This window comes from Novosphingobium kalidii (assembly GCF_040534015.1).
Taxonomy (GTDB): domain Bacteria; phylum Pseudomonadota; class Alphaproteobacteria; order Sphingomonadales; family Sphingomonadaceae; genus Novosphingobium; species Novosphingobium kalidii.
In genome coordinates, this window is record NZ_JBEWLY010000013.1 from 162,746 (window position 1) to 187,337 (window position 24,592).

A 24,592-nucleotide genomic window follows, 5' to 3' on the forward strand; every position below is an offset into this window, starting at 1 on the left:
ACTGACCTAGAAGTCGAACTCGAAGCGCGTACCCAGCACTTGTACATCGTATGACCTGTCTCCCGACGGGAGCGCCACGGCGTTCCGATACGCGAGATAGGCATAGTTCAGGTTGAAACGCAGGTTCGCTAGGGGTGACCAGATGACCGCGGCGATGTAGCCGTCCTGCGTGCCGCCCACGACCGATCCGTCGTTCAGGTCCAGATAGTCGTAGCGAACTGTCAGCTGAACCGAACCAAGACCGCCCTTGTCGATTGGAGTGGCTGGATTGGTGGTGCCGAACTGGCCGTTCTTGTACGTGCGGCTGTCACGGGTAAGGAAGTAGCTGAGCTCTGCGTAACCACCCCAGAACGTCAGATCCGGCAAGCCATTGCGGATCGCTCTTTGGGTAAAGACTTCGCCCGCTGTCTGCCAGCGGCCGTGGATGGCCGCCACCTCCGCTCCGTATCCCAGTTCGCGGTTCACCAGCAGTGAGGGGGTTCCGATCAGGCGCGTGTTGCTGGCGTGCAGATAAGGGCGCTGGCGGTATCGGATGCCGCTTTCCGTAATGCGGCCAAGCCGTCGCCAGTGAGCGGAGGCCCCGAGGTGCAGCTGTGTGTTGCCAATCTCAGGGGCATAGACGACGCGGCCGTGCAAGCTGTAGCTGTTGTTCTCGTCGCCGCCAGAGGGTCCATCACTGGCATTCGCAAGTGCGGAGACGTCGTCGGTGAAGACGCCGGCTTGCCCGAGCACGGACCCAGCTGTGTACTGGGCGGTGAAGCCAAGGCGTCGCTCAAAGTTGAACGCATCAGTGAAGGCTGCACGCTCCATTACGTTGCCTGCGGTGTCGCCTGTCAGCTCATCCAGCGACCAAGGGGGATTCTGGTTGCCCAGGCGCAGCTGCAAACCGCCGGTCCTGTATGAAATGTACGTATCCACGAGGTCGACAGAGTTATCGGAAAGTTCCAGTTCCAGCTTGTATCCGACGCCGGCGCCGACGCTTCCCTCCGCGCCAAAACGGATCCGCCGGACTTCGTTGACGAAGCCCAGGCCTTGGTCGGACAAGCCGTCCGATTTGGAGACGTAGCCGGCATCCGCCTGGATGCGGCCTTTGACCTTGAAGCTCCGGTCACCCTCCACAATCTGAGGCGCACCCTTCCACTGAATGGCAACAGGGGAAGAGACTGCCAAAGTCGGATCGGGAGTCGCTATCGGCGCGGAACCAGGAGCCGAGCTGCCCGCCTCATTAGCAACTGTAGTCGTCGGGGAAGTATCCCTGCTCTTACCCAGCCGCTTCTCGAGCGCATCCAGTCGCGCACGCAACAGCTCGACTTCGGCGCGAATCGCGGCGTCGTCGAGGGTGGGGATTGGTTCGGCCGTCGCTGGTGTGCAGCAAAGGGCGGCCCCGGTCATGGCCAGGAAGGCGATGGAACGTTGAGCATTCATAGGGTCAGGTCCTCTCGCCCAACTGGCCGGGTGTCTGTGACAACTAGTTGACGCGGGTGCGACAATCGCATGCCGGACGCGCCATCAGCGAAACGGCCGAGCAATACAAGTGCAACACCCCCGACACGCAAAGAGGAGAAGATCCGTCGTTGCGTCCGAGTTGCAAGCCGGAGTAAGCGCACCAGCAAGACGCTGCGAAGGGTCAGCCTTGGTTGATGGCGATGCCGTTGCTGCGACGCAGCTAAACGGCTCAATACGCAGAGCGTCGACACCAAGGTTGACATATCTTAGTCATCAAAGTGTCACAGCGTCCGGATAGAGCGCCACCAGTTCCAAGGGGATCGCCCAAATGCGTAAGATTACCACGTTCGCGCTTGTCGCCGCCTCGTCGCTCGCCCTCGCGGCCTGCGGTGGTTCGGGTGGCTCAGGCGGTGGTTCGCGCGATTACATCCGTGCGGTCGGATCTTCCACTGTCTACCCGTTCGCCACAGCGGTGGCGGAAGAGTACGCGAAGACCGGCGGGAAATCGCCAGTCGTCGAATCGACCGGCACCGGCGCCGGTATTCGGCTGTTCTGCGCAGGTGTTGGCGCTTCGCACCCTGACATCGCGAACGCATCGCGCCGCATCAAGCAATCCGAATACGAGCTGTGCCAGAAGAACGGCGTGGCTGAAATCGTGGAGGTGCAAGTCGGCATAGACGGCATCGCCTTCGCCGAAGCGAAGGGCGGTCCCGGCATGGCGCTGACGCCGGCCGACGTTTACAAGGCCATCGCTGCCAATCCTTATGGAAAACCGAACACCGCCAAGTCGTGGAAGGACGTCAACCCGGCGCTCCCCGACATGCCGATCGTCGTCTACGGCCCTCCCTCGACCTCCGGAACTCGTGATGCGCTAGCAGAGCTGATCCTTACGCCGGGTTGCAAGGCGGATCCCGCGACCGCCGCGCTCGAGAAGACCGACGAAGACAAGTTCAAGGCCATCTGCACGCAGGTTCGCGAGGATGGCGCTTATGTCGACGCCGGCGAGAACGACAATCTGATCGTGCAGAAGATATCGCAGAACCCTCGCGCGGTCGGGATCTTTGGGTACTCGTTCCTGGAGGCTAATCCCGACACTCTGAAGGGCATCCCGATGTCGGGAGTTGAGCCTACCTATCAGACGATCTCCGATTTCTCCTATCCCGGCGCTCGGCCTTTGTATCTTTACGTGAAGAAGGCGCACGTCGGACCGATTCAGGGGCTGGCCGAGTACATGGGCACCTGGCCGAAGGTCTGGGGATCTGATGGCCTGCTCAAGAACAAGGGCATGGTTATTGCGCCTGAGGATGTGCGCTCAAGAAATGCCGAAGTCGTCGCCAACATGACCCCGCTCGATCCTTCCGAGTTGAAGTGACCCACCTAGCTGCAGTGATCCGCCGAGGCGAAGTGAACGGCACCGTCGCATCGTGAGCGCGCCCATCGTCCTGCTGCTGATACTGGCGCTTGGCCTTGTCGGGTGGTTCACGGCGCGCGCCCGCGCGCGCCTGCTCTACACTGGTCGTGGCTCGATGCACTCGATGCCCACCTATCATGCTTGGCACGTCGTTCTCTGGATTGTCGTTCCAGCTCTGCTGACGTGGGTGCTTTGGACCTCTGTCTCGCCAGAGCTCATCAACCAGGCCGTCCTTAACGATCCTGCCGCAGCAGCCCTGCCTGAAGAACCGATGCAGCGTGCTACGATCCTTTCGGAAGCGCGCAGCGTCGCTGCAGACCCAAGCTTCATCGGCTTCACCCCGCTGTCGACGCAGCTCGCAGAGCCGATGCGTGCGGCGCAACTGCGGTTCGGCCTGCTCGGCGCCGCGCTGGTGGGCATCGTGGCTCTGGCAGGAGGCGGCTACGCTTTTACACGGGTGCGTAGCAGGTTTCCTGCCCGCACCCGCGTGGAGCGAGGTGTCATGCTGCTGCTGCTGGGCGCATCGCTGCTGGCAGTGCTCACGACGGTGGGGATCATCGCCTCGTTGGTTTTCGAAGCAGGGTTGTTCTTTCGCGACGTGTCGCCGATCGCCTTCCTGACAGGCACGCACTGGGCGCCGGCGAATGCGGTCGGCAACGATCTTGACAGCAACTTCGGCGCCGTGCCTTTGTTCTGGGGCACGATCTACATCGGCGCCATTATCGCGATGATCGTCGCCATACCGCTGGGCCTCATGAGCGCGATCTACCTAACGCAGTACGCAGACGCACGCGCCAGGAAGGTGCTGAAGCCGATCCTGGAGATTCTCGCCGGCATCCCGACTGTGGTCTACGGCTACTTTGCAGCGCTCACAATGGCGCCAGCAATCCGCGACCTTGCAAGTTCGCTGGGCTATGCCAATCCTTCCACCGAGAGCGCGCTCGCCGCTGGCCTGGTCATGGGCGTGATGATCATCCCGTTCGTGTCCTCAATGGCGGATGACGCGATCGCCGCCGTGCCGCGCGCGATGGCCGATGGTTCGCTGGCGATGGGAGCGACGAAGTCCGAGACGATCAAGAAGGTCCTTCTGCCTGCCGCGCTTCCCGGTATCGTCGCTGGCGTCATGCTTGCGATCAGTCGCGCCATTGGCGAAACCATGATCGTCGTCATGGCCGCGGGTGCTGCGGCGCGCCTTTCCGCGGATCCGCTGGAATCCATGACCACGGTAACTTACCAGATCGTGCAACTGCTGACGGGCGATCAGGAATTCAACAGTCCCAAGACGCTGTCGGCCTTCGCCCTGGGTCTGGTTCTGTTCGTCGTCACGCTGATCCTCAACATCATCGCGCTTCGCGTGGTGAAGCGCTTCCGGGAAGCTTATGAGTAACACCTGGCAATCGCCGGCGATGATCAAGCGTATCGCCCGGCGTCACGCTGCGGAGCGACGCTTCAGACTGGTCGGCCTCGGCGCGATTGTGCTCTCGCTGCTGTTTCTGGCCGTCTTGCTGTTCATCATGTTGAAGAACGGTCTGGGCGGGCTCGACTGGGAGTTCCTGTCCGGCTCGGATGCGACCAACGCGGACGCAGCCGGTGTTTGGGGCGCGGTCAAAGGCTCGTTCCTTACCATGCTGGTGACGCTGCTGCTTTCCTTCCCGATGGGCGTGCTGGCAGCGATCTACCTTGAGGAGTTCGCCCCCCGGAACAAGTGGATCGACTGGGTCGAAGTCTCCATCAACAACCTTGCGGCGGTGCCATCGATCATCTTCGGCCTGCTGGGGCTGGCGGTGTTCATCAACACGTTCAACCTGCCGCGCTCCTCGCCTTTGGTGGGCGGGCTCACCCTGGCGTTGATGACAATGCCGATCATAGTCATTTCCGGGCGAAACGCGATCAAGGCGGTGCCTCCGTCCATCCGCAACGCCGCGCTAGCGGTAGGCGCCAGTGAGGTGCAGACCGTGTTCCACCACGTGCTGCCGCTGGCGCTGCCCGGTATTCTTACCGGCACGATCATCGGTATGGCGCGCGCGCTGGGAGAGACTGCTCCTTTGCTGATGATCGGCATGCGCGCCTTCGTGGCGACGCCAGCGAGCGGTATCACGGACCCTTCGAGCGTGCTTCCGATGCAGATCTTCCTGTGGTCGGACGAGATCGACCGCGGCTTCGTTCAGAATACGAGCGCCGCTATTATCGTGCTGCTGATGTTCCTCCTGGCGATGAACGGGCTGGCCATCTACCTTCGCAACAAGTTCGAAGTCCGCTGGTAGGGTATGACAAAAGCAAAACTGACTGCACGCAACGTCGACGTCTTCTACGGTGACAAGAAGGCCATCGACGACGTTTCGATCGACATCGGCAACGGCGTGGTCACCGCCTTCATAGGACCTTCCGGGTGCGGGAAGTCGACGTTCCTGCGCACGCTTAATCGCATGAACGACACGATTGCCGGGGCGCGGGTGACGGGGCAGATCCTGCTGGATGGAGAAGACATCTACGACAAGGAGATGGATCCCGTAGCTCTGCGCGCACGGGTGGGTATGGTGTTCCAGAAGCCAAATCCGTTCCCGAAGAGCATTTACGAGAACATCGCCTACGGGCCGCGCATCCATGGACTTGCACAAGGCAAGGCGGACATGGACATCATCATCGAGAAGGCACTCACGCGCGCCGGCTTGTGGAACGAGGTCAAGGACCGTCTTACGGACGCGGGCACCGCGCTCTCCGGTGGCCAGCAGCAGCGCTTGTGCATCGCACGTGCCATTGCCGTCAGTCCGGAGGTCATCCTCATGGACGAGCCGTGCTCCGCGCTTGACCCGATCGCCACCGCGCGGATCGAGGAACTGATCGAGGAGCTCAAAGACCGCTACGCGATCGTCATCGTCACGCACTCGATGCAGCAGGCGGCGCGTGTCTCACAACGGACCGCGTTTTTCCACTTGGGAAAAATGGTCGAATACGGCGAAACTAGCCAGATCTTCACCAATCCGCGCGAAGTGAGGACCAAAGATTACATTACCGGCCGGTACGGCTGAGAGGAAGCGCCATGGTCGACCATACCGTCAAGTCCTTCGATAGCGAGATCAGCCAGCTGCGCGGCCTCATCGCTGAAATGGGCGGTCTCGCCGAAGTGGCCATACGTGAGTCCATCGAGGCCCTCACGCGTCACGATGCCGATCTTGCGCGAAAGGTCGTTGCGGCCGACGCTCGCCTGGACGCTCTCGAAGCCGAAGTCGATCGCCTGGCGGTGCGCACGATTGCTCTGCGCGCGCCGATGGCGGACGATCTGCGTGATGTGATCGCTGCGCTTAAGATCTCCGGCGTCATCGAACGCATCGGCGATTATGCGAAGAACATCGCGCGGCGTGTGGACGAACTGGAGGGGCGCTCCAAGGTTGAGCCTATCACTCTGGTTCCGGCCATGGCCGAGATCGCGCAAGGCATGGTGCGTGACGTGCTGAACGCCTACGGCTCGCGCGATGCGATGCTGGCGGTTGAAGTGATCCGCCGCGATGAGAAGCTGGACCAGTTCTACAACACGCTGTTCCGCTCGCTCCTGACGCACATGATGGAGAACCCCGCGACGATCAGCAGCGCCGCGCAGCTTCTCTTCGTGGCCCGCAATCTAGAGCGCATCGGCGATCACGCCACGAACGTCGCGGAGATGGTCTACTACGCCGCGACCGGTGAGTACTGTTCCGAGCGAGACGCCAAGGACGAGAAGGATTCTGCGATATGAGCGCTTCTGTTCTTGTAGTCGAAGACGACAGGGCGCTTTGCGACCTGCTCTCGTGGAACCTCTCGGCCGAAGGCTACGAGGTCCGCTCCACCGGGGATGGCGAAGAGGCGCTGCTCATGGTGCGTGAGCAGATGCCGGATGCGATCATCCTGGACTGGATGATCGAGCAAGTCCCCGGAATCGAAGTCTGCCGTCAGTTGCGCAAGGATCGTGCGACAGCGCGCATCCCGATCGTCATGCTGACCGCGCGTGGCGAAGAGGAGGATCGCATCCGCGGCCTTAAGACCGGTGCCGACGATTATGTGACGAAGCCCTTCAGCCCCCGTGAACTGATGGCGCGGATCGAAGCGCTGCTGCGCCGGTCGCAGCCTTCCCTGGCGGGCGACAATCTCAGCTTTGCGGACATAGAGCTGGATCCCACGTCTCACCGGGTGCGTCGCGGCGGTGAAGCGCTGCACTTGGGGCCGACCGAGTTCAAGATGCTGCGCTATTTCATGGAGCGTCCCAATCGGGTCCTTTCGCGCCAACAGATCCTCGACGGGGTCTGGGGCATGGACTCCGACATCGACGAACGCACCGTGGACGTCCACATTCGCCGCTTGCGCAAGGCTATCAATCGGCCGGGCGACGTTGATCCGGTGCGCACTGTCCGAGCGGCGGGCTACGCGATGGACGTAACCTGACGGCTGCCGCTTTCCTCCCTTTGTGCCGGTGCAATGGCTAGCAAGCTGACCGCTGCACTCGCTTGATCGAGGACTCCGCACTGGTTGGCCGATGGCACAGGAGAAACTATCCTTCTGGTCGTCGGAGACGCCGACAGCGAACATACGACGTGTGTCGATATATTCGAGGGCCGGCAGGTGGTCGATATGCCATTTCGGTGGGGGGTCGCCGTCCGATGGCGTCACCGGAACTGCCGCGCTCGTGGTGGCGCTGCAGGGGCTCGTACAGGCAGTGCAGGTGAGGTGTCGACGACTTGCGAAGCATTGGCTTTCGCTGACGAGGCGGCTCAGGCTGCGCGGCGTGCTTCGCTGTCTGCGAGCGCAACTTTGATTGCCGCTTCAAACTGATCGGTTGCGCTCTCCCACGAGAAACGGGAGCCGAGGTGTGCTGCGGCGGCGCGGTCGAGCGTCAGAGCACGAGCGATCGCTCGCCCCAGGTCCTCATCCAAGGCACCAGCAGCGCCGGCCAGTCCACCATCGACGCCGCGCCCGGTGAGGCCGAGGATGTCTGCCGGGCCGGACACAGGGTAGGCTGCGACAGGCACTCCACAGGCCAACGCTTCGATGACCACAAGGCCGAAGGTGTCGGTTCGGCTCGGGAACACGAAGCAGTCGGCTGCTCGGTAGGCGCTGGCGAGATCCTCACCCGAAAGCTCGCCTAGGAATAGCACATCGGGATACCTGCGCTGCAGCATAGGCAGGGCGGGACCTCCCCCGACAACGATTTTGCTGCCGGGGATGCTGGCCTCGAGAAAAGCTTCGAGGTTCTTTTCCGCGGCAACCCGACCGACGTTGAGTAGAACGGGACCTGCCAGGCCACTCATGGCCGGGTGCCGGCAACCTTCCGGGCGAAACAGCCCATGATCGATCCCGCGGCTCCACAGCATTGTCGGACCAATGTGGCGGGAGGCGAGTTCATCGGCCAAACTTTGGGTCGAGACCAGAACCGCACTGCTCGGAGCATGGAACCGGCGCATGATGGGCCAGAAACGCTCTGCGCTGATGCCCGTGCGTACGGCCGCATATTCGGGGAAGCGCGTGTGAAAGGCGGATGTAAACGGCACCCGGCGGGAAAGGCACCAGCCGCGCGCCGCCCAGCCGATCGGCCCCTCGGTCGCGATGTGCACCAGTTCTGGCCGCATTGCGTCAAGCATTCGGCGAACGCGAAAGCGTGGCGCCATCGCCAGGCGGATCGTCGCGTATCCCGGCATCGGAACGGTGAGAAAGGCGTGCGGAGCAATCACCTTCACGCTGTGGTCGCGCGTGCGCAGGAGGTCGAGCGTTGTCGAGAGCGAACGGACTACCCCGTTTACTTGCGGGAACCACGCGTCCGTCGCGATGGCCAGGTTCACGCCGCGGCCTCTGCCTCGAGTTGAGCGGCCTGTTCGGCGGCCTTTTCGCCCGCCCAGTCAATGATCGTGATCACGCCCAGAGCATCTTCGACCAGCGCAGTGCAACTCTCTACCCAGTCGCCATCGTTGTAGTACGTGATGCCGCCGAACTGACGGATTTCCGCGCAGTGGATGTGACCGCACACCACTCCGTCGAGCCCGCGCGAGAGCGCCTCTTGCGCGACCGCTTCCTCATAGCTGCACACGAACTGAACCGCGTTCTTGACGCGCTTCTTCATGTAGGCGGACAACGACCAGTACGGCATCTTCAGGCGCCGCCGCACAACATTAAACAGGATGTTGGCGCGCAGCAGCAGGCTGTAGGCCTTGTCGCCAAGGAACGCGAGCCAGCGGGCGTAGAGCACGATGCCATCGAATGCATCGCCGTGCGTAATGAGGAGCCTGCGGCCGTCCGCTGTCTCGTGGACCGCTTCCAAGGCCAGTTCGACGCCACCAAACGAGAGGCCGGCGTAATCGCGCAGCATTTCATCGTGGTTGCCCGCGATGAAAACAACGCGCGTGCCTCGGTGCGCCATCTTCAGCACCCGTCGCACGACTTCGTTGTGCGCGTCGGGCCAGTACCAGCCTTTGCGCAATCGCCAACCGTCGACGATGTCCCCGACAAGATAGAGCGTCTGGCACTCCATCGAGCGGAGGAAGTCCACCAGCATCTCGGCATTGCAGCCGCGTGTTCCGAGATGAACGTCCGAGATCCAGACGGTCCGGTACTTTCGCTTGGGGCGGAAAGACTTCGGATCCGGCAGGTCAAGCCAGTCCGGGATATTCCCGGAAGCAAACGGAAGGAGAGAGCGGGTCAGCACGCTACCGGCGTCAATCTGCAAGGCATGAAATCCTTTGCTGCTGAACCCCACTTTACGCATCTCGCGTTTCGTACTCGTGACGCTTCGCGGTCAGTTCGATGACGTTGAAACCGTTTTTCCCTGGATATTTCGGCCACGCACGGTTTCATTCAAGCGTCGCCGAACTGTCACCCGTCCGTCATACATAGAAGCCAGAAGCGACGCGGGCGAATGAGGGGGCCATGGGGCGCATCGATATTCTTTTGACCGGCGAAGTGGAGGGTGGCTTCGCCCCGTTTCGTCACGCCGATATTGAGCTGGTGCTACACCGCTGGAGCTTGGCCTCTCAACTCCCGTTGATTGAAGGTTCGCTGTGGGCCTTCGTGGAGTGGGTGCTTCCGGAGATGTCCGGTCTTGAGCTGTGCCGTCGACTGCGCTGCGATCCAGAGACGGCGGCAGCTCACATCACCATGGTGCTCGAAGAGGACGATCAGGAGGATCGCAAGCGCGCCCTTCGCACCGGTGCGGACGACTACATAGTCGGGCCGCTCACGCGCAACGCACTGCTTGACCGCATTCTGTCGGGGAACCTCACTGATCCCGGCGAGGCTAATGGTCGACGCGTGGCTTTGGGCGACTTGGTGATCGACATTCCTGCGTTCCAGGCGCGCTGGCGGGGCAAGGGTATTGCCCTGATGCCTAACGAGTTTCGGCTCTTGCGCTACTTTGTGGAGCATCCCGGACGGGTATTTACTCGTGCGCAGCTGATTGCCGCTTTGGGCAAGCAAGAGCCCGCCATTGACGAGCGAACCGTGGATGTCTGGATCGGCCGGCTGCGGCGCGCCTTGAAGGCCGCTGGTGCCGGCAATCCGCTTCGCACAGTGCGGTCCCTCGGCTACGTTTTCGACGAACTTTGAACGACTGTCAGCTGCTCAGGTCCGAAGTAGCAACATAGCCGCCTGCAGCGTCAGTCGGCGCGGCGGAGCATCGGCAGTTTTCCCCAGACGCTGAGCCTGAGCCGCGCTGCTTTATCACAAAAAAGAAAGCCCGGCTGCATTTCTGCAGCCGGGCTTCAAGGTGCCGTTGGGAGGCGATATGCCTCCCGGTGAAAGTCAGAAGTTGATGCCTGCGGAGAGGGAGAAGATCCGTCCCACGTCGTAGCTGTTGATCTCGATCCGGTTGGTGCCGTTGGACTGATATTCCTGGTGGCGCGTGCGGAGCAGGTTCCGAGCTTCGAACTTCAGCTCGACGTCCTGACCCAGGAAGTCCACGCCTTCACGCAGCACCACGTCGAGCTGCACGCCGGGCTTCTCCACGACGTCCGGCAGGCGGATCGAACCGTTGAGACCGCGGCTCACCACTCGGTTGCTGGCGAAGCTGAACAGGATGGTCTGCTGCGAGAGCCGCTCGGTGTTCTCCAGGCCAAGCTGCAGATTGACGATGTGGTCGGACTGGCCGGTGAGCGGCGCGCCGTCGCGGAAGTAATCGGTCGCCGACGTGGCCGCCGCTTGCGGGAAGATCGCAACCGTATCGTCCGCGCTGACCTTCAGCTTGGAGTGGGAGTAGGTGTAGTTGGCAATGGCCACGCCGCGCCGGGTGGACATCCAACCGCCCATCGCACTCAGGTCGAAGTACTTCTGCAGCTCCAACTCGGCACCGTAGAGCTGGGCCTCAGGAGCATTCGCGTAGCTGGTGATCAGTTCATCGGAGATCACGAACACGTACGATTCGATCGGATTCTTTATCTTCTTGAAGAACCCGGCGACCGAAAGCCGCTGATCGGGCGCGAAGTACCATTCAGCCCGGGCTTCGGCATTGTAGAGCTGGCTGTCGGTCAGCAGCGGGTTACCGAGGTACTGGCGGTTGCTCTCCGGATCGAAATACGGTTGATAGATGAGCTCGCGGAATTGGGGCCGGGCGATCGTTTTCGAGGCGCTCAGACGTACCTGCAGATCGGGCTGAAGTTGATACGTAAGGGTGGCCGCCGGCAGCCAGTAGTCGTTGCGCAGCGCTGGCGAGCTTGGCAGCGAGGTCGAGTCCGCGAAGACCTGAACGGCCTCTACCGATTGGCGAGCCTTTTCGAAGCGAACGCCGGCGTCCAAGCTGATTGCATCGGTGGCTTCCCAGTTCAGCTTGGCATACCCGGCGTAATTGCGGAGTTTCGCGCGGAACTTGGGGCTAGCGGTATCCACCTCGATCAGGTCAATGCCGCCAACCGGTGTGGCTAGCGGGTTGCCGTCGCTGTCCGTGGTCGTGCCCAGGATCAGACCCGGCGAGAGCAGCAGGTCAGGCCGCAGTACGGCCGCTGCTGACGGGAAGGTGCCTGAGGCGCGGAAGGTGAAGGCACGGCGCGAACTGACGCGGTTGGTATCGCTGAAGAGACCGCCAACCGTCAGCGCGACGCCCGGCATCGCCTGATAGGTGATGTCGATGCCGCCGGACCACAGGTCTTCGTTGAGGTCCGAAAAATTGACATTCGCGAAGCCGGTGTTGCCGTTGACGTTGTTGACGAACAAATCGCCGAAGGGGTCGGCTGCCGTGTTGGTCCGCACGTACTCGAGGCTGAATTCATACGGAGCTTCGCGCTGGGAGTTGGCATAAGCGCCACGCAGTTCCACCGACAGGTCGGTCATCGGCTTCAGCTCGGCCACGACTTGCGTGTCGATCAGCTGGCGCTCGTACCACGCGGTGTCCTGCTGCATGTAGTCGGCAGACGCGCTGCTGATGAAGCGCTTGCCCAGGCCAAGCCGCGTCTGTTTGATGGTGTCGCGGATATAGAGGTTGGTCCAGCGGACCCGGTTGTCCCCCCACTCAGCGCCCAGGCCGATCAGGCCGTTGGCGATGATGTGATTGTCTGTGTTGACGCGGGTGAAGTCAGTGTTGAGCGACAAGTCGGCGCTGTTCGACGTCTGCTGCGTCGCTTCGCGGTTACGCCATTTGTTGCTGAAGCCGGCTGCGGCGATCACGCCGAGCTGCGCGCCGCCAACGTCGAACGAGGTCCCGCCTGATACCGCGACCGAGTAGGCCGGCGGCAAGTCGCGCACACGCTGCACGGCTACGTTCCGGAAACGCGCCAGTTCGCTGCCGATCTTGCGGCCGAGAGCGATGTCCTGGTTCACCAGCGCGCCGCTGTCGAAATACTCTTGGAGCGAGGGAGTGAGATCGCGGCTTCCGTTGTCAAAGCCGGTCCAGTCCGTCTTGGAGCCATAGTAGCTGTAGCCGGTCTCACCGGTGGTCTCCGTGTCGACGCTGCCGCCGGCGGAAATCGTGAGGAACGACTCCTCGGGTACCGCCTTCGTGGTAAGATTGATGACGCCGCCGCCGAACTCACCGGGGAAGTTCACCGAGTAGCTCTTCTGGACGAGCGAAGAGGCGATCACGCCGGTGGGAAAGATGTCGAGCGGAACGACCCGGCGCAGCGGCTCGGGGCTCGGCAGGGGCGATCCGTTCAACAGGGCCAGCGAGTAGCGATCGCCCAGGCCGCGTACGTACACGAGACCGTCGCCCACCACGGACAGACCAGTTACGCGGCCCAGAGCGCCGGCGATGTCGCCTTCACCTGTTCGCGCGATGTCCTCAGTCGAGAGAACCGAGATGACCTGGTTGGATGACTTCACGACGTTCCGGCTGCGCCGTCCCGTAACGATGATGTCGCCGCCAGGAACGGAGATCTCCGGTGCCTCGTCGACGGTGTCGGCAGGCTCCCCTACGTCGGCGCCAACCGGCGGCTGCGTTGGGGGTGAGTTGGGATCGGCCTGCGCGTAGGCCAGTGAAGGCGATACGAGAGCTGTCGAAAGAATGAGAGCGCCCACCAGTCGCGACGTCAAGGACATCGGAATTCCCCTAGTTCCAAATGCAAGGACGGGGGCAGCCAGAAAGCCGCCCCCGCATTAGTCAGGCAGCTTGCCTCAGGTGGTCGGCAGCGAGGTGCACGCGCCCGAGTTGCCGGTGCCGAAGTCGGCAGCGGCGCTGTTGCAAGTCCAGCCGGCGAACCAGGTGTCGCTGGCATCGCGCACGGCGCCGATGTAGCTGGTCGTGTCGAAGAACGCCGAAACAGTCTTTGGATCGGTTGCCCGGAAAGCCGCCTCGTTGGCGCCATTCACGAAACCGTTCATCAGGGTGCTCGTGAAGCCAGCGTTATTGTTCGTTCCGCCGGAGAAGATGCTCTCTACCTGCGCAGGGGTGTAGCTGCCGGTGCCGATGAACTTCCTGTCGGAGCTGCAGGTCAGCACCACCGACATCGCATTGAGCGTGACCGGGGTAGCGCCCGTGCCGTGCAGGCGGATGCACTCGTTGTTAGGCGAGAACAGGATGCCGTTGACCAGCGTTATATCGGAGTTGCCGCGGAAGAGTGCGGAGGCTTGGGCGTTGCTCTCGGTATTGCTGCTAACCTGGCGCTGGATGGCGGTGAAGTTCGCCACTGCCAGCTTCGTGCGCGGGGTGTCGGTTTCGTTGCCGTTCGAGTCGATCTCGAACAGCCCATCGCCCTTGCCGTCACGCTGGATGAGCAGAGCGTACTGCAGATTCATCTGTGCGCCGACGTCCACGTCGAGGCTGTCGTCGTCCGCACCTACTGCAATGTAGTGCTTCATGTTCACGGTGCCGCCGAACGCTTCCATGCCGTCGTCCGAGCTGTTGTAGCTCATGATGTGGTCGAGCGTCGTGCCGCTGCCAATGCCTTCGGTGGTGAGTGCCTGCAGTTCCGAGTTGCCGCTCAGGATGAAGCCGGAGTAACGAATCTGGACGTAGCTCATGCGGCCGGCGTTATAACCGCTGTCGTTGCCGCCGAACCGTGCGGGGTTCTGTGCACCTTCGGTCTGGCGCTCACAGTTGCCGGACGTGGTTGAACCGGTGGCGCAGTCGGTGATCGGCGCGCGTCCCATGAGCACCACGCCGCCCCACTGACCCTGCGAGTTTTCGTTCACCTGGCCGATGACGTTGTCACGGCTGGTGAAGACGATCGGCTGCGTCGCCGTGCCAACCGCCGAGATGCGGTTGCCGCGGTTGACGGCCAGCCAGGAAGCGCCGGGAGCACCGACCATGATGACGCCTGGCTCAATGGTGAGCGTGACGTTGGTGTCGGAGGTCAGGTTGGCGGTGGAGCAGCCGACCGTCGAGGTCGCGAACGGAGCAGCGGTCGTGGGCGCGGTGAAACCACCATCGCAGCCCACGTCAACGCGGCCGTTCATTTGATAGACAAGGCCAGCGACCTTGGGGAGCGTGATGGAGCGATCGATCACGCTAGGCAGGTTGCAAACCCGGTAGCTACCGGTCGGGCCGGAGATGACGCCGGCGTCGGCGAGCTGCGTGGACGTGGCGATGGAGGGGCAAGCGGAGGCTGCAACAACGCCGGTGCCGCCGGTCGGCGTGGGGGTTGGTGCAGGAGTCGGCGCGGGGTTGTTGACGATGACGTCGCCGCTGGTGCCTGGCGATGCGAGATCGCTTGGGCCGCAGCCGGCGAGTGCGAGCGCGCTGCAGCCTACTAGCAGCAGGCCATGGATGTTCTTCACGATGAATCCCCCATTGGAAGGTCGAACCACGGGGCGATTCCGCCGCCGCTGGAGGGCGTGTTAGGCGCGCTGGGTGACAGTTTGTTGGCGCTGACATGACACTTTTGTGTAAGTCAGTGACACTGGAGTGACGGAAGTGTCAGATGCCCCGGATTGCGCCGCGAATCAGCACCGCGCCAATTACCTCGCCCTAACATTTCAGTTTTATGACACTTGCGTCATTTAGTTGCGGAAACACCCGCAGGGGCGGAAGCTCCCTTATCAAAACGATGAAAGGGAGAGTCGCACATGTCACTGACTACAATCATACTGGCTGCCGCCATGGCTCACGCTCCTCCTGCTGCTGTCGAGGAGGCGGGCGTATCTGACGTCGCGTACACCGAGCTGTCCGCCGGCGACGCTAATGGAGCCATTCGGAAGCTTGAAGGCAGCGCCAGCGAAAGCAACGATCCGGCGCTGCTGATAAATCTGGGTACTGCTTATGCGCAGCAGGGCGCGACCGACAAAGCGCTCGCTGCCTTCCGCGCTGCGATTGCCAGCCGGGAGCGTTACGAACTTGAACTGGCGGATGGGACCTGGATGGACTCCCGTGAGGCGGCTCGCAGCGCCCTTGCGCGGCTGCAGAGGATCACTGCTCAAGCTGCACGCTGATCTTGAGGCCGGCGGCACTTGTCATAATTGTCGTCGGCTTGAAGATTACGGTTAAGTCCGGGGAGAAGCACCCCTAGGTATTTCAGTCACAGAGTTGTCATCGAACGCAGGCTATTCGCTCCTCAACGGAGGGTCCGGTGATTCGATACGCTGATATGATGACACGCAAGTTCCCCTATGCGGCTAAGGCTTTAGCGGCTGCCGTTGCCATGCTCGCGCCCGTCGCCGCGCAGGCTCAGGCGGTCACCACGCATGACCCCGCCGGTAGCGGGCCGATTGTTGCAGCACTTGGATGGCTTCAGGGCACACTGCTTGGCAACGTCGCGACGGCGGTCGCCGTCATGGCGGTTGCCGCGGTGGGCTTCATGATGCTCACGGGTCGTATGAACTGGCGTTTTGGAGCGACGGTGATCGTCGGCTGCTTCGTCCTGTTCGGCGCTGGGGCGATCGTCACGGGAATCCAGTCGGCGGCGGCGGGCTGATGACTCTCGCCCGCTACACCGTGCATCGCGCGCTGACACGGCCGCAGATGTTCGCGGGCGTCACCTACAGCTATTTCATCATCAACGCCGCGGTGACGACGGAAGTGTTCCTCATCACCAAGAGCTTTTGGGCGCTGCCCGCCGCGCTGGCGATGCACGGCGTCGGCTACATGGGCTGCCTGCGCGAGCCGCGGGTGTTCGATCTGTGGATCGCGAAGGTCAGCAAATGCCCGCGCGTGCCTAACTGGGCTCGCTGGGGCTGCAACAGCTACGCGCCCTGAGCGGCGGGGGGATATCATGGCTAAGCGCGCAGTACCGCATCTGAAGGCCTGGGGCCGCAAGGAAGCAATGGTCGGTGACCGGCTGCCCTATCTTGCGCTGGTGGACGAGAATGTTGTGCTGTTGCGCGACGGTTCGGTCATGCTCTCGCTGATGGTACCCGGCTTCGCTTTCGAAACCGCTGATACTGACGAGCTCAATGCCCACGCTGCGACGCGAGAAGTGCTTTTGCGCTCTTCACTCGATGCGCGCTTTGTCCTTTACCACCACGTCATTCGCCGCCGCGTCGAGATTGAACTGGAGAGCCAGTTCGCCGATCCGCTTACAGCACACATCGACGCGCGCTGGCGGCAGCGCACCAGTTCCGGTGCACTGTTTGTCAACGATCAATTCATCACGCTGGTCCGTCGTCCCGCGCGCGGTAAGGCCGGATGGGCCGACAAGATGTCCCGCATGATGAAGCGCAAGGGCGCCGGTCCGGTCGAAGCGGATATCGCCGATGTCCGTGCCTTGCGCTCCGCTGCGAGCGCTATGACGGCCTCGCTTGGTGCCTACGGGGCGCGTCAGCTGGGCGATTACGAGAGCCCTGCTGGCCGCTGTTCGGAAGTGCTGGAGCTTCTAAGCGCGCTCTATAATGGCGAAATGCGCCCGGTGCGTCGTCCTGCCGACGAGGCTGACGTTGGCCATATGCTCCCTTATCGCCGCGTCAACTTCGGCATGGACGCGCTGGAGCTGCGCGGCGCCAATGGTGTGAGCTTCGGCTCGCTGGTGAGCCTGAAAGACTATCCGGACTCGACTGCACCCGGGCTCACCGATCCTTTGCTGCGCTTGCCGTGCGAGCTAGTGTTGACTGAGACTTACGCTCCATCCGATCGCCAGATTGCCCGTGAGCGCATCGATCTCGCCATTCGCCGCCTCAAGTCGGCCGATGAAGAGGCTATGTCGGAACGCCGCGAGATGAGTTCGGCTCGCGATGCCCTTGGCACTGGCGCCGTCGGATTCGGAGACCACCACCTTTCGGTTCTCGTCCGTGCCCCGAACCTCGAAGTGCTCGACGAAGCCACCGCCTTGTGCGCTGCTGCTCTGGCTGACGCCGGCGCCGTTGCGGTGCGCGAGGATGTGAACCTAGAGCCGGCGTTCTGGGGCCAGATGCCCGGGAACGAGAGCTTCCTCGTGCGCCGGGCGCTGATCTCCAGCGCCAACATGGCATGCTTCGGTTCGCTGCACGGCTTTGCCATGGGTCAGGCTAGCGGTAACCACTGGGGCGAAGCGGTGACGCTGCTCGCCACCACCAGCCAGACGCCGTTCTTCTTCAACTTCCACCAGGGTGATCTCGGCAACTTCACCGTGATCGGCCCGTCGGGCTCGGGCAAGACCGTGGTGATGAACTTCCTCGCCGCGCAGGCGCAGAAGTTCGATCCGCGCACGATCCTGTTCGACAAGGATCGTGGCGCCGAGGTCTTCATCCGCGGCATCGGCGGCAATTACAGCCGCATCGCGTCGGGCTACCCCACCGGCTTCAATCCGCTCTCGCTGCCCGACACCGCCTCGAACCGCGCGTTCCTGCGCGACTGGTTGGGCGTGTTGCTGGAGGCGCGCGGCCCGGAGGAACTCGCGACCATCGCCGGCGCCGTGGATGCGGCCTATCACAATGACCCCTCGCTGCGCCGCCTCTCGCACTTCCGAGAATTGCTCGCCGGCTCGCGTCGTCCCGAGCCCGGTGATCTCGCCTCGCGCCTCGACGCCTGGATCGTCGGCGGCGAGCATGGGTGGCTGTTCGACAATGCTACGGACCGTCTCGACCTTTCGGCCCGCAAGCTCGGCTTCGACATGACCGCGCTGCTGGAGAGCCCGCGCCTGCGGACGCCGACGATGATGTACTTGTTCCACCGGATCGAGGAACGGCTCGACGGCGAACCCACGATGATCCTGATCGACGAGGGCTGGAAGGCGCTCGATGACGAAATCTTCGCTGCGCGTATCCGCGACTGGCTCAAGACGCTGCGCAAGCGCAATGCGCTGGTCGGTTTTGCTACGCAGTCGGCGCGCGACGCCCTCGACAGCCGGATCGCCACTGCGCTTGTAGAGCAGACGGCGACGATGCTGTTCATGCCGAACGCGCGCGCCCGGGCCGAAGATTATTGCGAAGGCTTTGGCCTCTCCGAGCACGAACTGGACGTGATCCGCACGCTGCCCGCGCACTCTCGCTGCTTCCTGATCCGTCAGTCCGACGCCTCTGTCGTGGTGCGTCTCGACCTTTCGGGCATGCCCGAGGTGCTGACCGTCCTTTCCGGGCGCGAGAGCACTGTGCGCAAGCTCGACAGCTTGCGGGAGCGTTATGGGGACGACCCCGCCAACTGGTATCCCGTCCTGACCGGCATGGAATGGCCTGCAGATTCCGACCAGCCCGGCTTGTGGGCCGAGGCTGCGGAGTAGGCGCGTGGCAAGTGCATGTGATCAACTGACCGAAGTCGCTGCGGCAGGCGTCGGACCTGCGCTCCGCGCAGTCGACTGCATTGCCGGAGAGACGACCGCTTCCGCCTTTGGCCGCCTTTTCGGCGCCGATGGTGCGATGGCCCCGGTGCTTACGATACTGCTCACGCTCTACATCGCCTTCTTCGCGATTTCGCTGCTGACCGGACGTTCGACGCTGGGCGTCTCCGCGCTCACACCGCGGATGCTCACACTCGGGCTGGTGCTGACCTTTGCGACGAGCTGGGTCGCGTATCAGGGGGTCATGTGGAATCTTGCGGTCGGCGGCCCCGACTGGGTTGCCTCGGTGCTGACCGGCACTGATGGATCGGCCACCCAGATCTTCGGAGATCGCATCGATCTGGTGTTCGGCGCCATCGCGGAGAGCGCAGGAAACGGTCAGGGCGCGGCCGGGGCGCAAGCTGCGGCCCAAGTCGCGGGATCGGGCCAAGGCCTGTTCACGCCTGAAAGCGTGATGTGGATGGGTGGACTGCTGTTGCTGCTCGGAACTGTCGGCGTGCTGCTAACGGCGCGGATCGCGCTGGCGGTGCTGATGGCGCTCGGCCCTATCTTCGTGGTCATGGCGTTGTTCGGCGGCACTCGGGGCCTCACGGCCGGCTGGCTGCGGGGAGTGGTCTTGACAGCGCTGACGCCGCTCTTCGTCGTGCTGGCGGGGAGCATCACGCTGGAGCTTCTCGTGCCTATCGTGCGCTCGCTGGCGAGCAACCTCGTCGACATCGATGGGCGCGCCGCAATGGCTCTGTTCCTAGTCTCGGCAGTGCACTGTGCGCTGATGGTGATGGTCCTCAAGGTCGCCGGTACGATGGTGTCGGGCTGGCAAGTTTTCGGTCTGGGCAAGTCCGACCGGGCTGAGCGCGGCGCGGTCCTGGCCAGCCAGGAAGCCGTCCTTTCTCAACCCTACATGACGGGAGGCGCCGCGAACGGCGCCGGCGCAGCCTCGCCCCGCCGCGCCGCGCTTGCCGCTGCCGTCGGTGCACCGGTTGAGGTGATCCACTCGCAAGGCGAGACAACCGGCCGGTCGGGTGAGCGGCGCACCGTTGTCACTCAAGTCAGCGGAGGTGGCATCGCTCCGCTGGGTGGCAGCAGCGTCTCACGCGCGAGGGGCATCGGCAGCCGCTTCCGCCCTTCGAATGATACGGGGAAAGCCCGAACAGGGCACCCTGCAAAGGAGATGATACGATGATCCGCGGCATTCTTCTCGCCGCCACGGCCGCGGCTTCGCTATGCGCCCTGAGCGCACCTGCATCTGCCGCCGGCGGTGACGACCGCCTGGTCCATCACATGTATGCCGAGAACGAAGTCGTGCGCATCGACGGTCGTCCGGGCGTGCAGGCCACGATCTCCTTCGGTGAGGGCGAGGCGATCGAGAACGTCGCCGTAGGGGACTCCGCTGCGTGGCAGATCACCCCCAACAAGCGCGCAGACTTGCTCTTCGTGAAGCCGCTGGAGAATGGCGCCCGCACGAACATGACCGTCGTTACCGACCGTCACACGTACTTCTTCGATCTGGTCGCATCTCCCAAGACAAAGCCGGTTTACCTGCTGCGCTTTACCTACAAGGATGAGCCGAAGAACAAGGCTGGGGCCGCAGGTGCCGCCCTTGCGGGGCTGACGCCGGACGAGCAGGCGGTGCTGAGCGGCGGTCCCGCCGAGACGCCGGTCGATCCTGCCGCGCTGAACTTCGCCTGGCGCCCCAAGGGCGACACGAAGATCCTCCCTGCGCGCATCTACGACGACGGCAGCGCGACATACTTGCTGTGGGGCGAGAAAAGTGAGGTTCCTGCCATTCTCGTGCTGAACGAGAAGGGCGAGGAGGGGCCGGTCAACTACTCTGTGCGCGGGCGCACCATTGTTCTCGACGACGTTCCCAAGGCCATCCTGCTGCGTTCAGGCAAGGCGCAGGCGACGATCGAGAACCAGCGGCCTGCAGCGCCAGCGCCGGCCGTCATGAACGCCGGCACATCCGGGCCTTTAGGCAAAGTGACGCAGACTTCGGTTGCCGCTGCCTCGGCCGCGCCTTCGCCCATACGGGAGCATTGATCCATGGCGCCCAACTCTGCGCTACGTGAACGCTTCGATACCGAGCAGGCTCGCGACCCTCGTGAGCACGGCGGGGCTGAGATCATTGACCTTGCGACACGCAATGTCCTGCCGACCGTAAGCCAGCGCAAGCGCGGCGATGGGCTTGGGCTGGTAGCCGGCGTTGCGATTGTCGCTGCCCTCGGCGGCTTGACGCTGTGGTCGATGGACGCCGCGCGAAACGTGCCCGCGGAGCCTGTTCCTTCTGCCGTGGGTACGACTCCGATCGTACAACCTCAGGCGGACGTGCCGCAAGCTGTCGTGGCACCCGCCCCTTACGGCGACCAGGCGACTCTATCCGCGCCGCAGCCACAGGCTGTGCTTTCAGCGCCTCCGAGCCAGGCTCTCGCTCCACAAGGCATCAGCAACCCGCTCGCAAGCCCGACCGTCGTGTTCGACGCTGCCGGCGTCACCGCTCCCGCTCCGGGCACTGCGGGGGCAACGGAGTTCAAGGGTGCGAACCCGAACGAGGACTTCGCGGCGCGGCTGGGCGGACTTGGCGGTTCGAGCGCCGCCGCCACCCGCAGCTTCGATCCGGCAACCACCGTCACGCAGGGAACGCTGATACCCGCCGTGCTCGAGACTGCCATCGACACCGATGTGCCTGGTTTCGTGCGCGCTATCGTGAGCACCGATGTGCGCAGCTTCGACGGCCGCAGCGTGCTGCTTCCACGCTCCTCGCGCTTGATCGGCCAGTACAAGAGCGGCCTCTCTGCGGGCCAGAAGCGCGCTTACGTGATCTGGACGCGCGTTATCCGCCCGGACGGCGTGTCGGTAGATCTCGGGTCTCCCGCGATCGCCTTTGGCGGTGAAACGGGCTTGCCGGGCAAGGTCAACAGCCACTTCTTCGATCGTTTTGGTTCAGCGATGCTGCTGTCGGTCGTGGGCGGGCTGACCAATCTTGTTGGCACCGGAGCCTCGGTCGTAGTCGGCGGAGGGCAGTCGGCCGCGGCGGCGGCAGTGCAGCAGGGCTCCCAAGTCGGCCCGACGATCCGCGTTCGCCAGGGCGAACCGATCCGCGTGTTCACCGCGAAAGATTTGGACTTTTCGAAGGTCAAGTGAGCTGTGAGCGCCGATGTCCATCGCCTGCTCGCACGTCCCGGCACTGAGCCGGTGAGTGCGCCTCGTAGCGTCTATCTTGACGCCTATCTTGCTCCGCTCCGGCCTTGGCTGGAGCGGGAAACGGTAACCGAGATCCTCGTCAATCGCCCAGGCGAAATATGGGTTGAGGATGCAGAGCACGGTATGCAGCGTGTGGACCTGCCGGCGATGGACAACCAACTGCTTCAGCGGCTGGCCGAGCAGGTCGCGCGGATCAGCCACCAGGGCATCAACCGGGAGCATCCGCTTCTTTCCGCAACGCTGCCGGCGCTGGCGGGCCAAAGCGGGGCGCGCATCCAGCTTGTCGGTCCGCCGGCGACCCGGGCGAACTGGGCGATGGCGATCCGCCGCCATCGATTGTTGGAACTACCGCTCGACGCGTACGACCGCGGCCCCATCACTATTGATCCCGAGGCGCCAACACCCGATCCTCTGGCGTCGCCCATTGCTTTCCTGCGCGATGCGATCCGCCGCAAGCGCACGATCCTGATCTCCGGCGGCACATCGACCGGAAAGACTACGTTTCTGAACGCCATGCTCAGCGAAATTCCGGAACACGAGCGTGTCGTGCTCGTCGAGGATACCGCGGAGTTGCGACTGCCCGGGGCGAACGGTGTGGGCCTGATCGCGGTCAAGGGCGAGCTGGGTGAGGCCAAGGTCTCAGCGAACGACTTGCTGCAGGCGGCACTGCGCTTGCGACCAGACCGCATCGTGCTAGGGGAATTGCGTGGCGGCGAGACGGTAAGCTTCCTGCGTGCGATCAACACCGGCCATCCTGGTTCGTTCTCGACCGTTCACGCCAACAGCCCACGCGGTGCGCTTGAGCAGATCGCACTGATGAGCATGCAGACCGGGATCGGCCTGACACGTAGCGAGACGCTGGAGTATGCAGCCTCTGTGATCGACATTGTCGTCCAGCTGGACCGTCAGGCCGGGAAGCGCGGTATCTCCACCATTGCCGAGAGTACGTCGCTACTGAACTGAGGCGGCGTTAAGCTCGTTAGAGCGAGCATCGAGGGCAAGCCTCACTCTCCAGTCGACACCCAGCCACTCGGCCAGTCTGCGTAGGTCCTTGCCGATCGCGTTGCTATAGAGCGCCTGCACAGGCTCTTCGAGGATGAGAACCAGCTCCTGTTCCCCAAGGCGCAGAGCCGTACGAGCGAGCGCCTCTCCAGCGCATCCCGTCAGGCGGCGGCAGAGACGGATCGCCAGGCCCCAGCCGATTGCTTCGTGCAAGTCCTCGGCAGAAGCGAGACGAGAGAAAGCCGGCGGCACTTCGATGAGCCCCGAGTTGGCGAAGACAGTCATTGCCATCATCGCGCGCCCTCGCGCGCTGAGACCGACCCAGCGTTTGCGCAAGGCCCAGCTCATTGCCTCCTCGGCGCGCATGTTAGGCTCGGTTCGCATCGCGGCAAGCGCAAGCATGGTCGACGCAAGCCGTAGGTTATCGTCGGTCGAGGGGGCGGCGCAGACCGCCTTCGTCCAAGCCGCAACCGCCTCGGCGTGATCGGGTGCGACTTGCGCGCCGCGCGCGAAGGCGGCGATGCCAGCGAGCATGGGGTCCTGCGCCTTTGTCTCGGCATCCAAGCGAGAAAATACCAGCCCCTCCCGCAAGCCCCACGAGGAGAACACGATCCGCGAGGGACCGATCTGCTCAAGAAGCTGGCCCAGCAGCGCAGCGGCGTCCGGCAGGCTGGCGAGGCGGGATGCGGTGATACGGGGGTCCGCCTTCTCGGGCTTGGCGTTCTCGAACTGCCGACACAGCTGCAGGGCCGTCTGTGGTGAAAGCTCGAAGTCGTGTGGATCGTCCAACGGCCAATCAATTTCGTGCATCGCTTGCAGCGCCAGCGCGCGCCAGGAACCCCCAACGATGTAAAGCGGCTCTCCTGCCCCGCCGCTCCACCCCGCCCGTGTAAGGCCTTGGCGCACGGTGGCTGCGAATGCCGCCGGACCACCTGCGCGCAGATCGCCGAGACGCAGGGTCCCGTAAGGCAAGGTGATGCCGCCACGACGTACATCGCCGTCGATTGAGACCAGCTCCAGGCTGCCGCCGCCAAGATCGCCCACCGTGCCTTTCGCCCCCGGGAAGGCCGCAACGACGCCGGTTGCACTCGCGCGTGCTTCCTCCTCACCGGAGAGCAGGCGCGGCGAAAGGCCCAGGTTACGGACAGCGGCAAGAAACTCCGGACCGTTCTTGGCGTCACGGCTGGCGGCAGTGGCGACGCAATCCACGTCGGTCACCTTCAGCAGCTTGAGCATGGCCGCAAAGCGGGCGAGCGCCGAAAGGGCCGCGTGCATGGCCTTTTCGGAAAGCAGCCCGGTCTTTCCGAGTTCCTTTCCGAGCTTGGCACTGACTTTTTCGTTGAGGACGACGACAGGCGCGCGAGGCGGGCCGTTGTAAACGACGAGGCGCACCGTATTCGAGCCGATGTCGATAATGGCGCGCTTCTCGCCCTGCTGGATGCTCCCACTCATGATCGTTCAGCGAATCCTA

21 protein-coding genes are annotated in these 24,592 nt (G+C 63.3%); 15 read left to right on the forward strand and 6 right to left on the reverse strand.

Features of this window, described 5'->3' with window-relative positions; all coding sequences use genetic code 11:
* Positions 1-6: 6 nt before the first annotated feature.
* Complete coding sequence (locus tag ABVV53_RS07500; RefSeq protein ID WP_353983771.1) at positions 7-1,425, reverse strand: OprO/OprP family phosphate-selective porin; 1,419 nt, start codon at positions 1,423-1,425, stop codon at positions 7-9.
* 349 nt (positions 1,426-1,774) lie between these two features.
* Between ABVV53_RS07500 and ABVV53_RS07505 the strand changes: the two genes are divergently transcribed.
* Genes ABVV53_RS07505 through phoB form a run of 6 tightly spaced genes read left to right on the forward strand, consistent with a single transcriptional unit; the run spans position 1,775 to position 7,273 of the window.
* Positions 1,775-2,818 (forward strand): substrate-binding domain-containing protein, encoded by a 1,044-nt coding sequence (locus ABVV53_RS07505; RefSeq protein WP_353983772.1) that lies wholly within the window; start codon positions 1,775-1,777, stop codon positions 2,816-2,818.
* A 52-nt stretch (positions 2,819-2,870) separates the two neighbouring features.
* Positions 2,871-4,244, forward strand: coding sequence for a phosphate ABC transporter permease subunit PstC (gene pstC, locus ABVV53_RS07510; RefSeq protein WP_353983773.1), 1,374 nt, complete (start codon positions 2,871-2,873; stop codon positions 4,242-4,244).
* The gene (pstA, locus tag ABVV53_RS07515) at positions 4,237-5,121 is read left to right on the forward strand and encodes a phosphate ABC transporter permease PstA (RefSeq protein ID WP_474100950.1); all 885 of its coding nucleotides are present in this window, start codon (positions 4,237-4,239) and stop codon (positions 5,119-5,121) included. Before pstC ends, pstA begins: the two co-directional genes overlap by 8 nt.
* Before the next feature lie 3 nt (positions 5,122-5,124).
* Positions 5,125-5,886: a phosphate ABC transporter ATP-binding protein PstB gene (pstB, locus tag ABVV53_RS07520; RefSeq protein WP_353983775.1), complete on the forward strand. Its 762-nt coding sequence runs from the start codon at positions 5,125-5,127 to the stop codon at positions 5,884-5,886.
* A gap of 11 nt (positions 5,887-5,897) precedes the next feature.
* Positions 5,898-6,590: a phosphate signaling complex protein PhoU gene (phoU, locus tag ABVV53_RS07525; protein WP_353983776.1), complete on the forward strand. Its 693-nt coding sequence runs from the start codon at positions 5,898-5,900 to the stop codon at positions 6,588-6,590.
* Positions 6,587-7,273 carry a phosphate regulon transcriptional regulator PhoB gene (phoB, locus tag ABVV53_RS07530; RefSeq protein WP_353983777.1) on the forward strand — a complete coding sequence of 229 codons (687 nt, stop codon included), beginning with the start codon at positions 6,587-6,589 and terminating at the stop codon, positions 7,271-7,273. Before phoU ends, phoB begins: the two co-directional genes overlap by 4 nt.
* A 326-nt stretch (positions 7,274-7,599) precedes the next feature.
* Here the strand turns inward: phoB and ABVV53_RS07535 are convergent, their stop codons facing one another.
* Both ABVV53_RS07535 and ABVV53_RS07540 read right to left on the reverse strand, forming a co-directional pair.
* Positions 7,600-8,664, reverse strand: a complete 1,065-nt coding sequence (locus ABVV53_RS07535; RefSeq protein WP_353983778.1) for a glycosyltransferase family 4 protein — start codon at positions 8,662-8,664, stop codon at positions 7,600-7,602.
* Complete coding sequence (locus ABVV53_RS07540; protein ID WP_419956768.1) at positions 8,661-9,539, reverse strand: UDP-2,3-diacylglucosamine diphosphatase; 879 nt, start codon at positions 9,537-9,539, stop codon at positions 8,661-8,663. Before ABVV53_RS07540 ends, ABVV53_RS07535 begins: the two co-directional genes overlap by 4 nt.
* Before the next feature lie 206 nt (positions 9,540-9,745).
* Between ABVV53_RS07540 and ABVV53_RS07545 the strand changes: the two genes are divergently transcribed.
* Positions 9,746-10,420: a response regulator transcription factor gene (locus ABVV53_RS07545; protein ID WP_353983780.1), complete on the forward strand. Its 675-nt coding sequence runs from the start codon at positions 9,746-9,748 to the stop codon at positions 10,418-10,420.
* A gap of 195 nt (positions 10,421-10,615) precedes the next feature.
* Here ABVV53_RS07545 and ABVV53_RS07550 read toward each other — a convergent pair whose 3' ends face one another.
* Positions 10,616-13,336 carry a TonB-dependent receptor domain-containing protein gene (locus ABVV53_RS07550; protein WP_353983781.1) on the reverse strand — a complete coding sequence of 907 codons (2,721 nt, stop codon included), beginning with the start codon at positions 13,334-13,336 and terminating at the stop codon, positions 10,616-10,618.
* A 75-nt stretch (positions 13,337-13,411) separates the two neighbouring features.
* Positions 13,412-15,013, reverse strand: coding sequence for a hypothetical protein (locus ABVV53_RS07555; protein WP_353983782.1), 1,602 nt, complete (start codon positions 15,011-15,013; stop codon positions 13,412-13,414).
* A 288-nt stretch (positions 15,014-15,301) separates the two neighbouring features.
* On the opposite strand from ABVV53_RS07555, the gene ABVV53_RS07560 reads away from it, so the two are divergent.
* From ABVV53_RS07560 to ABVV53_RS07595, 8 genes are all read left to right on the forward strand, one after another.
* Complete coding sequence (locus tag ABVV53_RS07560; protein WP_353983783.1) at positions 15,302-15,664, forward strand: hypothetical protein; 363 nt, start codon at positions 15,302-15,304, stop codon at positions 15,662-15,664.
* A gap of 158 nt (positions 15,665-15,822) precedes the next feature.
* A complete protein-coding gene (locus ABVV53_RS07565) occupies positions 15,823-16,146 on the forward strand; it encodes a TrbC/VirB2 family protein (protein ID WP_353984200.1) in 324 nt (107 codons plus the stop codon).
* Entirely contained in the window at positions 16,146-16,427 is a 282-nt protein-coding gene (locus ABVV53_RS07570; protein WP_353983784.1) for a VirB3 family type IV secretion system protein, read from the forward strand. Before ABVV53_RS07565 ends, ABVV53_RS07570 begins: the two co-directional genes overlap by 1 nt.
* Before the next feature lie 16 nt (positions 16,428-16,443).
* Positions 16,444-18,861: a VirB4 family type IV secretion/conjugal transfer ATPase gene (locus tag ABVV53_RS07575; RefSeq protein WP_353983785.1), complete on the forward strand. Its 2,418-nt coding sequence runs from the start codon at positions 16,444-16,446 to the stop codon at positions 18,859-18,861.
* A 4-nt stretch (positions 18,862-18,865) separates the two neighbouring features.
* Positions 18,866-20,101, forward strand: coding sequence for a TrbL/VirB6 family protein (locus tag ABVV53_RS07580; RefSeq protein ID WP_353983786.1), 1,236 nt, complete (start codon positions 18,866-18,868; stop codon positions 20,099-20,101).
* Positions 20,098-20,958 carry a TrbG/VirB9 family P-type conjugative transfer protein gene (locus tag ABVV53_RS07585; RefSeq protein WP_353983787.1) on the forward strand — a complete coding sequence of 287 codons (861 nt, stop codon included), beginning with the start codon at positions 20,098-20,100 and terminating at the stop codon, positions 20,956-20,958. Before ABVV53_RS07580 ends, ABVV53_RS07585 begins: the two co-directional genes overlap by 4 nt.
* 3 nt (positions 20,959-20,961) lie before the next feature.
* On the forward strand, positions 20,962-22,059 hold the full coding sequence (locus ABVV53_RS07590) for a TrbI/VirB10 family protein (protein WP_353983788.1): 1,098 nt from the start codon (positions 20,962-20,964) through the stop codon (positions 22,057-22,059).
* A 3-nt stretch (positions 22,060-22,062) separates the two neighbouring features.
* Entirely contained in the window at positions 22,063-23,082 is a 1,020-nt protein-coding gene (locus ABVV53_RS07595; RefSeq protein WP_353983789.1) for an ATPase, T2SS/T4P/T4SS family, read from the forward strand.
* On the opposite strand, the gene ABVV53_RS07600 is transcribed toward ABVV53_RS07595, so the two are convergent.
* Complete coding sequence (locus tag ABVV53_RS07600; protein WP_353983790.1) at positions 23,071-24,573, reverse strand: Ppx/GppA family phosphatase; 1,503 nt, start codon at positions 24,571-24,573, stop codon at positions 23,071-23,073. The genes ABVV53_RS07595 and ABVV53_RS07600 overlap by 12 nt on opposite strands.
* Positions 24,574-24,592 lie beyond the last annotated feature (19 nt).

Bases quoted from the DNA above. Each gene is read 5' to 3' on its own strand.
- ABVV53_RS07500 (WP_353983771.1), bottom strand. From the start codon at position 1,425: ATGAATGCTCAACGTTCCATCGCCTTCCTGGCCATGACCGGGGCCGCC.
- ABVV53_RS07505 (WP_353983772.1), top strand. From the start codon at position 1,775: ATGCGTAAGATTACCACGTTCGCGCTTGTCGCCGCCTCGTCGCTCGCC.
- pstA (WP_474100950.1), top strand. From the start codon at position 4,237: ATGAGTAACACCTGGCAATCGCCGGCGATGATCAAGCGTATCGCCCGG.
- pstB (WP_353983775.1), top strand. From the start codon at position 5,125: ATGACAAAAGCAAAACTGACTGCACGCAACGTCGACGTCTTCTACGGT.
- phoU (WP_353983776.1), top strand. From the start codon at position 5,898: ATGGTCGACCATACCGTCAAGTCCTTCGATAGCGAGATCAGCCAGCTG.
- phoB (WP_353983777.1), top strand. From the start codon at position 6,587: ATGAGCGCTTCTGTTCTTGTAGTCGAAGACGACAGGGCGCTTTGCGAC.
- ABVV53_RS07545 (WP_353983780.1), top strand. From the start codon at position 9,746: ATGGGGCGCATCGATATTCTTTTGACCGGCGAAGTGGAGGGTGGCTTC.
- ABVV53_RS07550 (WP_353983781.1), bottom strand. From the start codon at position 13,336: ATGTCCTTGACGTCGCGACTGGTGGGCGCTCTCATTCTTTCGACAGCT.
- ABVV53_RS07560 (WP_353983783.1), top strand. From the start codon at position 15,302: ATGTCACTGACTACAATCATACTGGCTGCCGCCATGGCTCACGCTCCT.
- ABVV53_RS07565 (WP_353984200.1), top strand. From the start codon at position 15,823: ATGACACGCAAGTTCCCCTATGCGGCTAAGGCTTTAGCGGCTGCCGTT.
- ABVV53_RS07570 (WP_353983784.1), top strand. From the start codon at position 16,146: ATGACTCTCGCCCGCTACACCGTGCATCGCGCGCTGACACGGCCGCAG.
- ABVV53_RS07575 (WP_353983785.1), top strand. From the start codon at position 16,444: ATGGCTAAGCGCGCAGTACCGCATCTGAAGGCCTGGGGCCGCAAGGAA.
- ABVV53_RS07585 (WP_353983787.1), top strand. From the start codon at position 20,098: ATGATCCGCGGCATTCTTCTCGCCGCCACGGCCGCGGCTTCGCTATGC.
- ABVV53_RS07590 (WP_353983788.1), top strand. From the start codon at position 20,962: ATGGCGCCCAACTCTGCGCTACGTGAACGCTTCGATACCGAGCAGGCT.
- ABVV53_RS07600 (WP_353983790.1), bottom strand. From the start codon at position 24,573: ATGAGTGGGAGCATCCAGCAGGGCGAGAAGCGCGCCATTATCGACATC.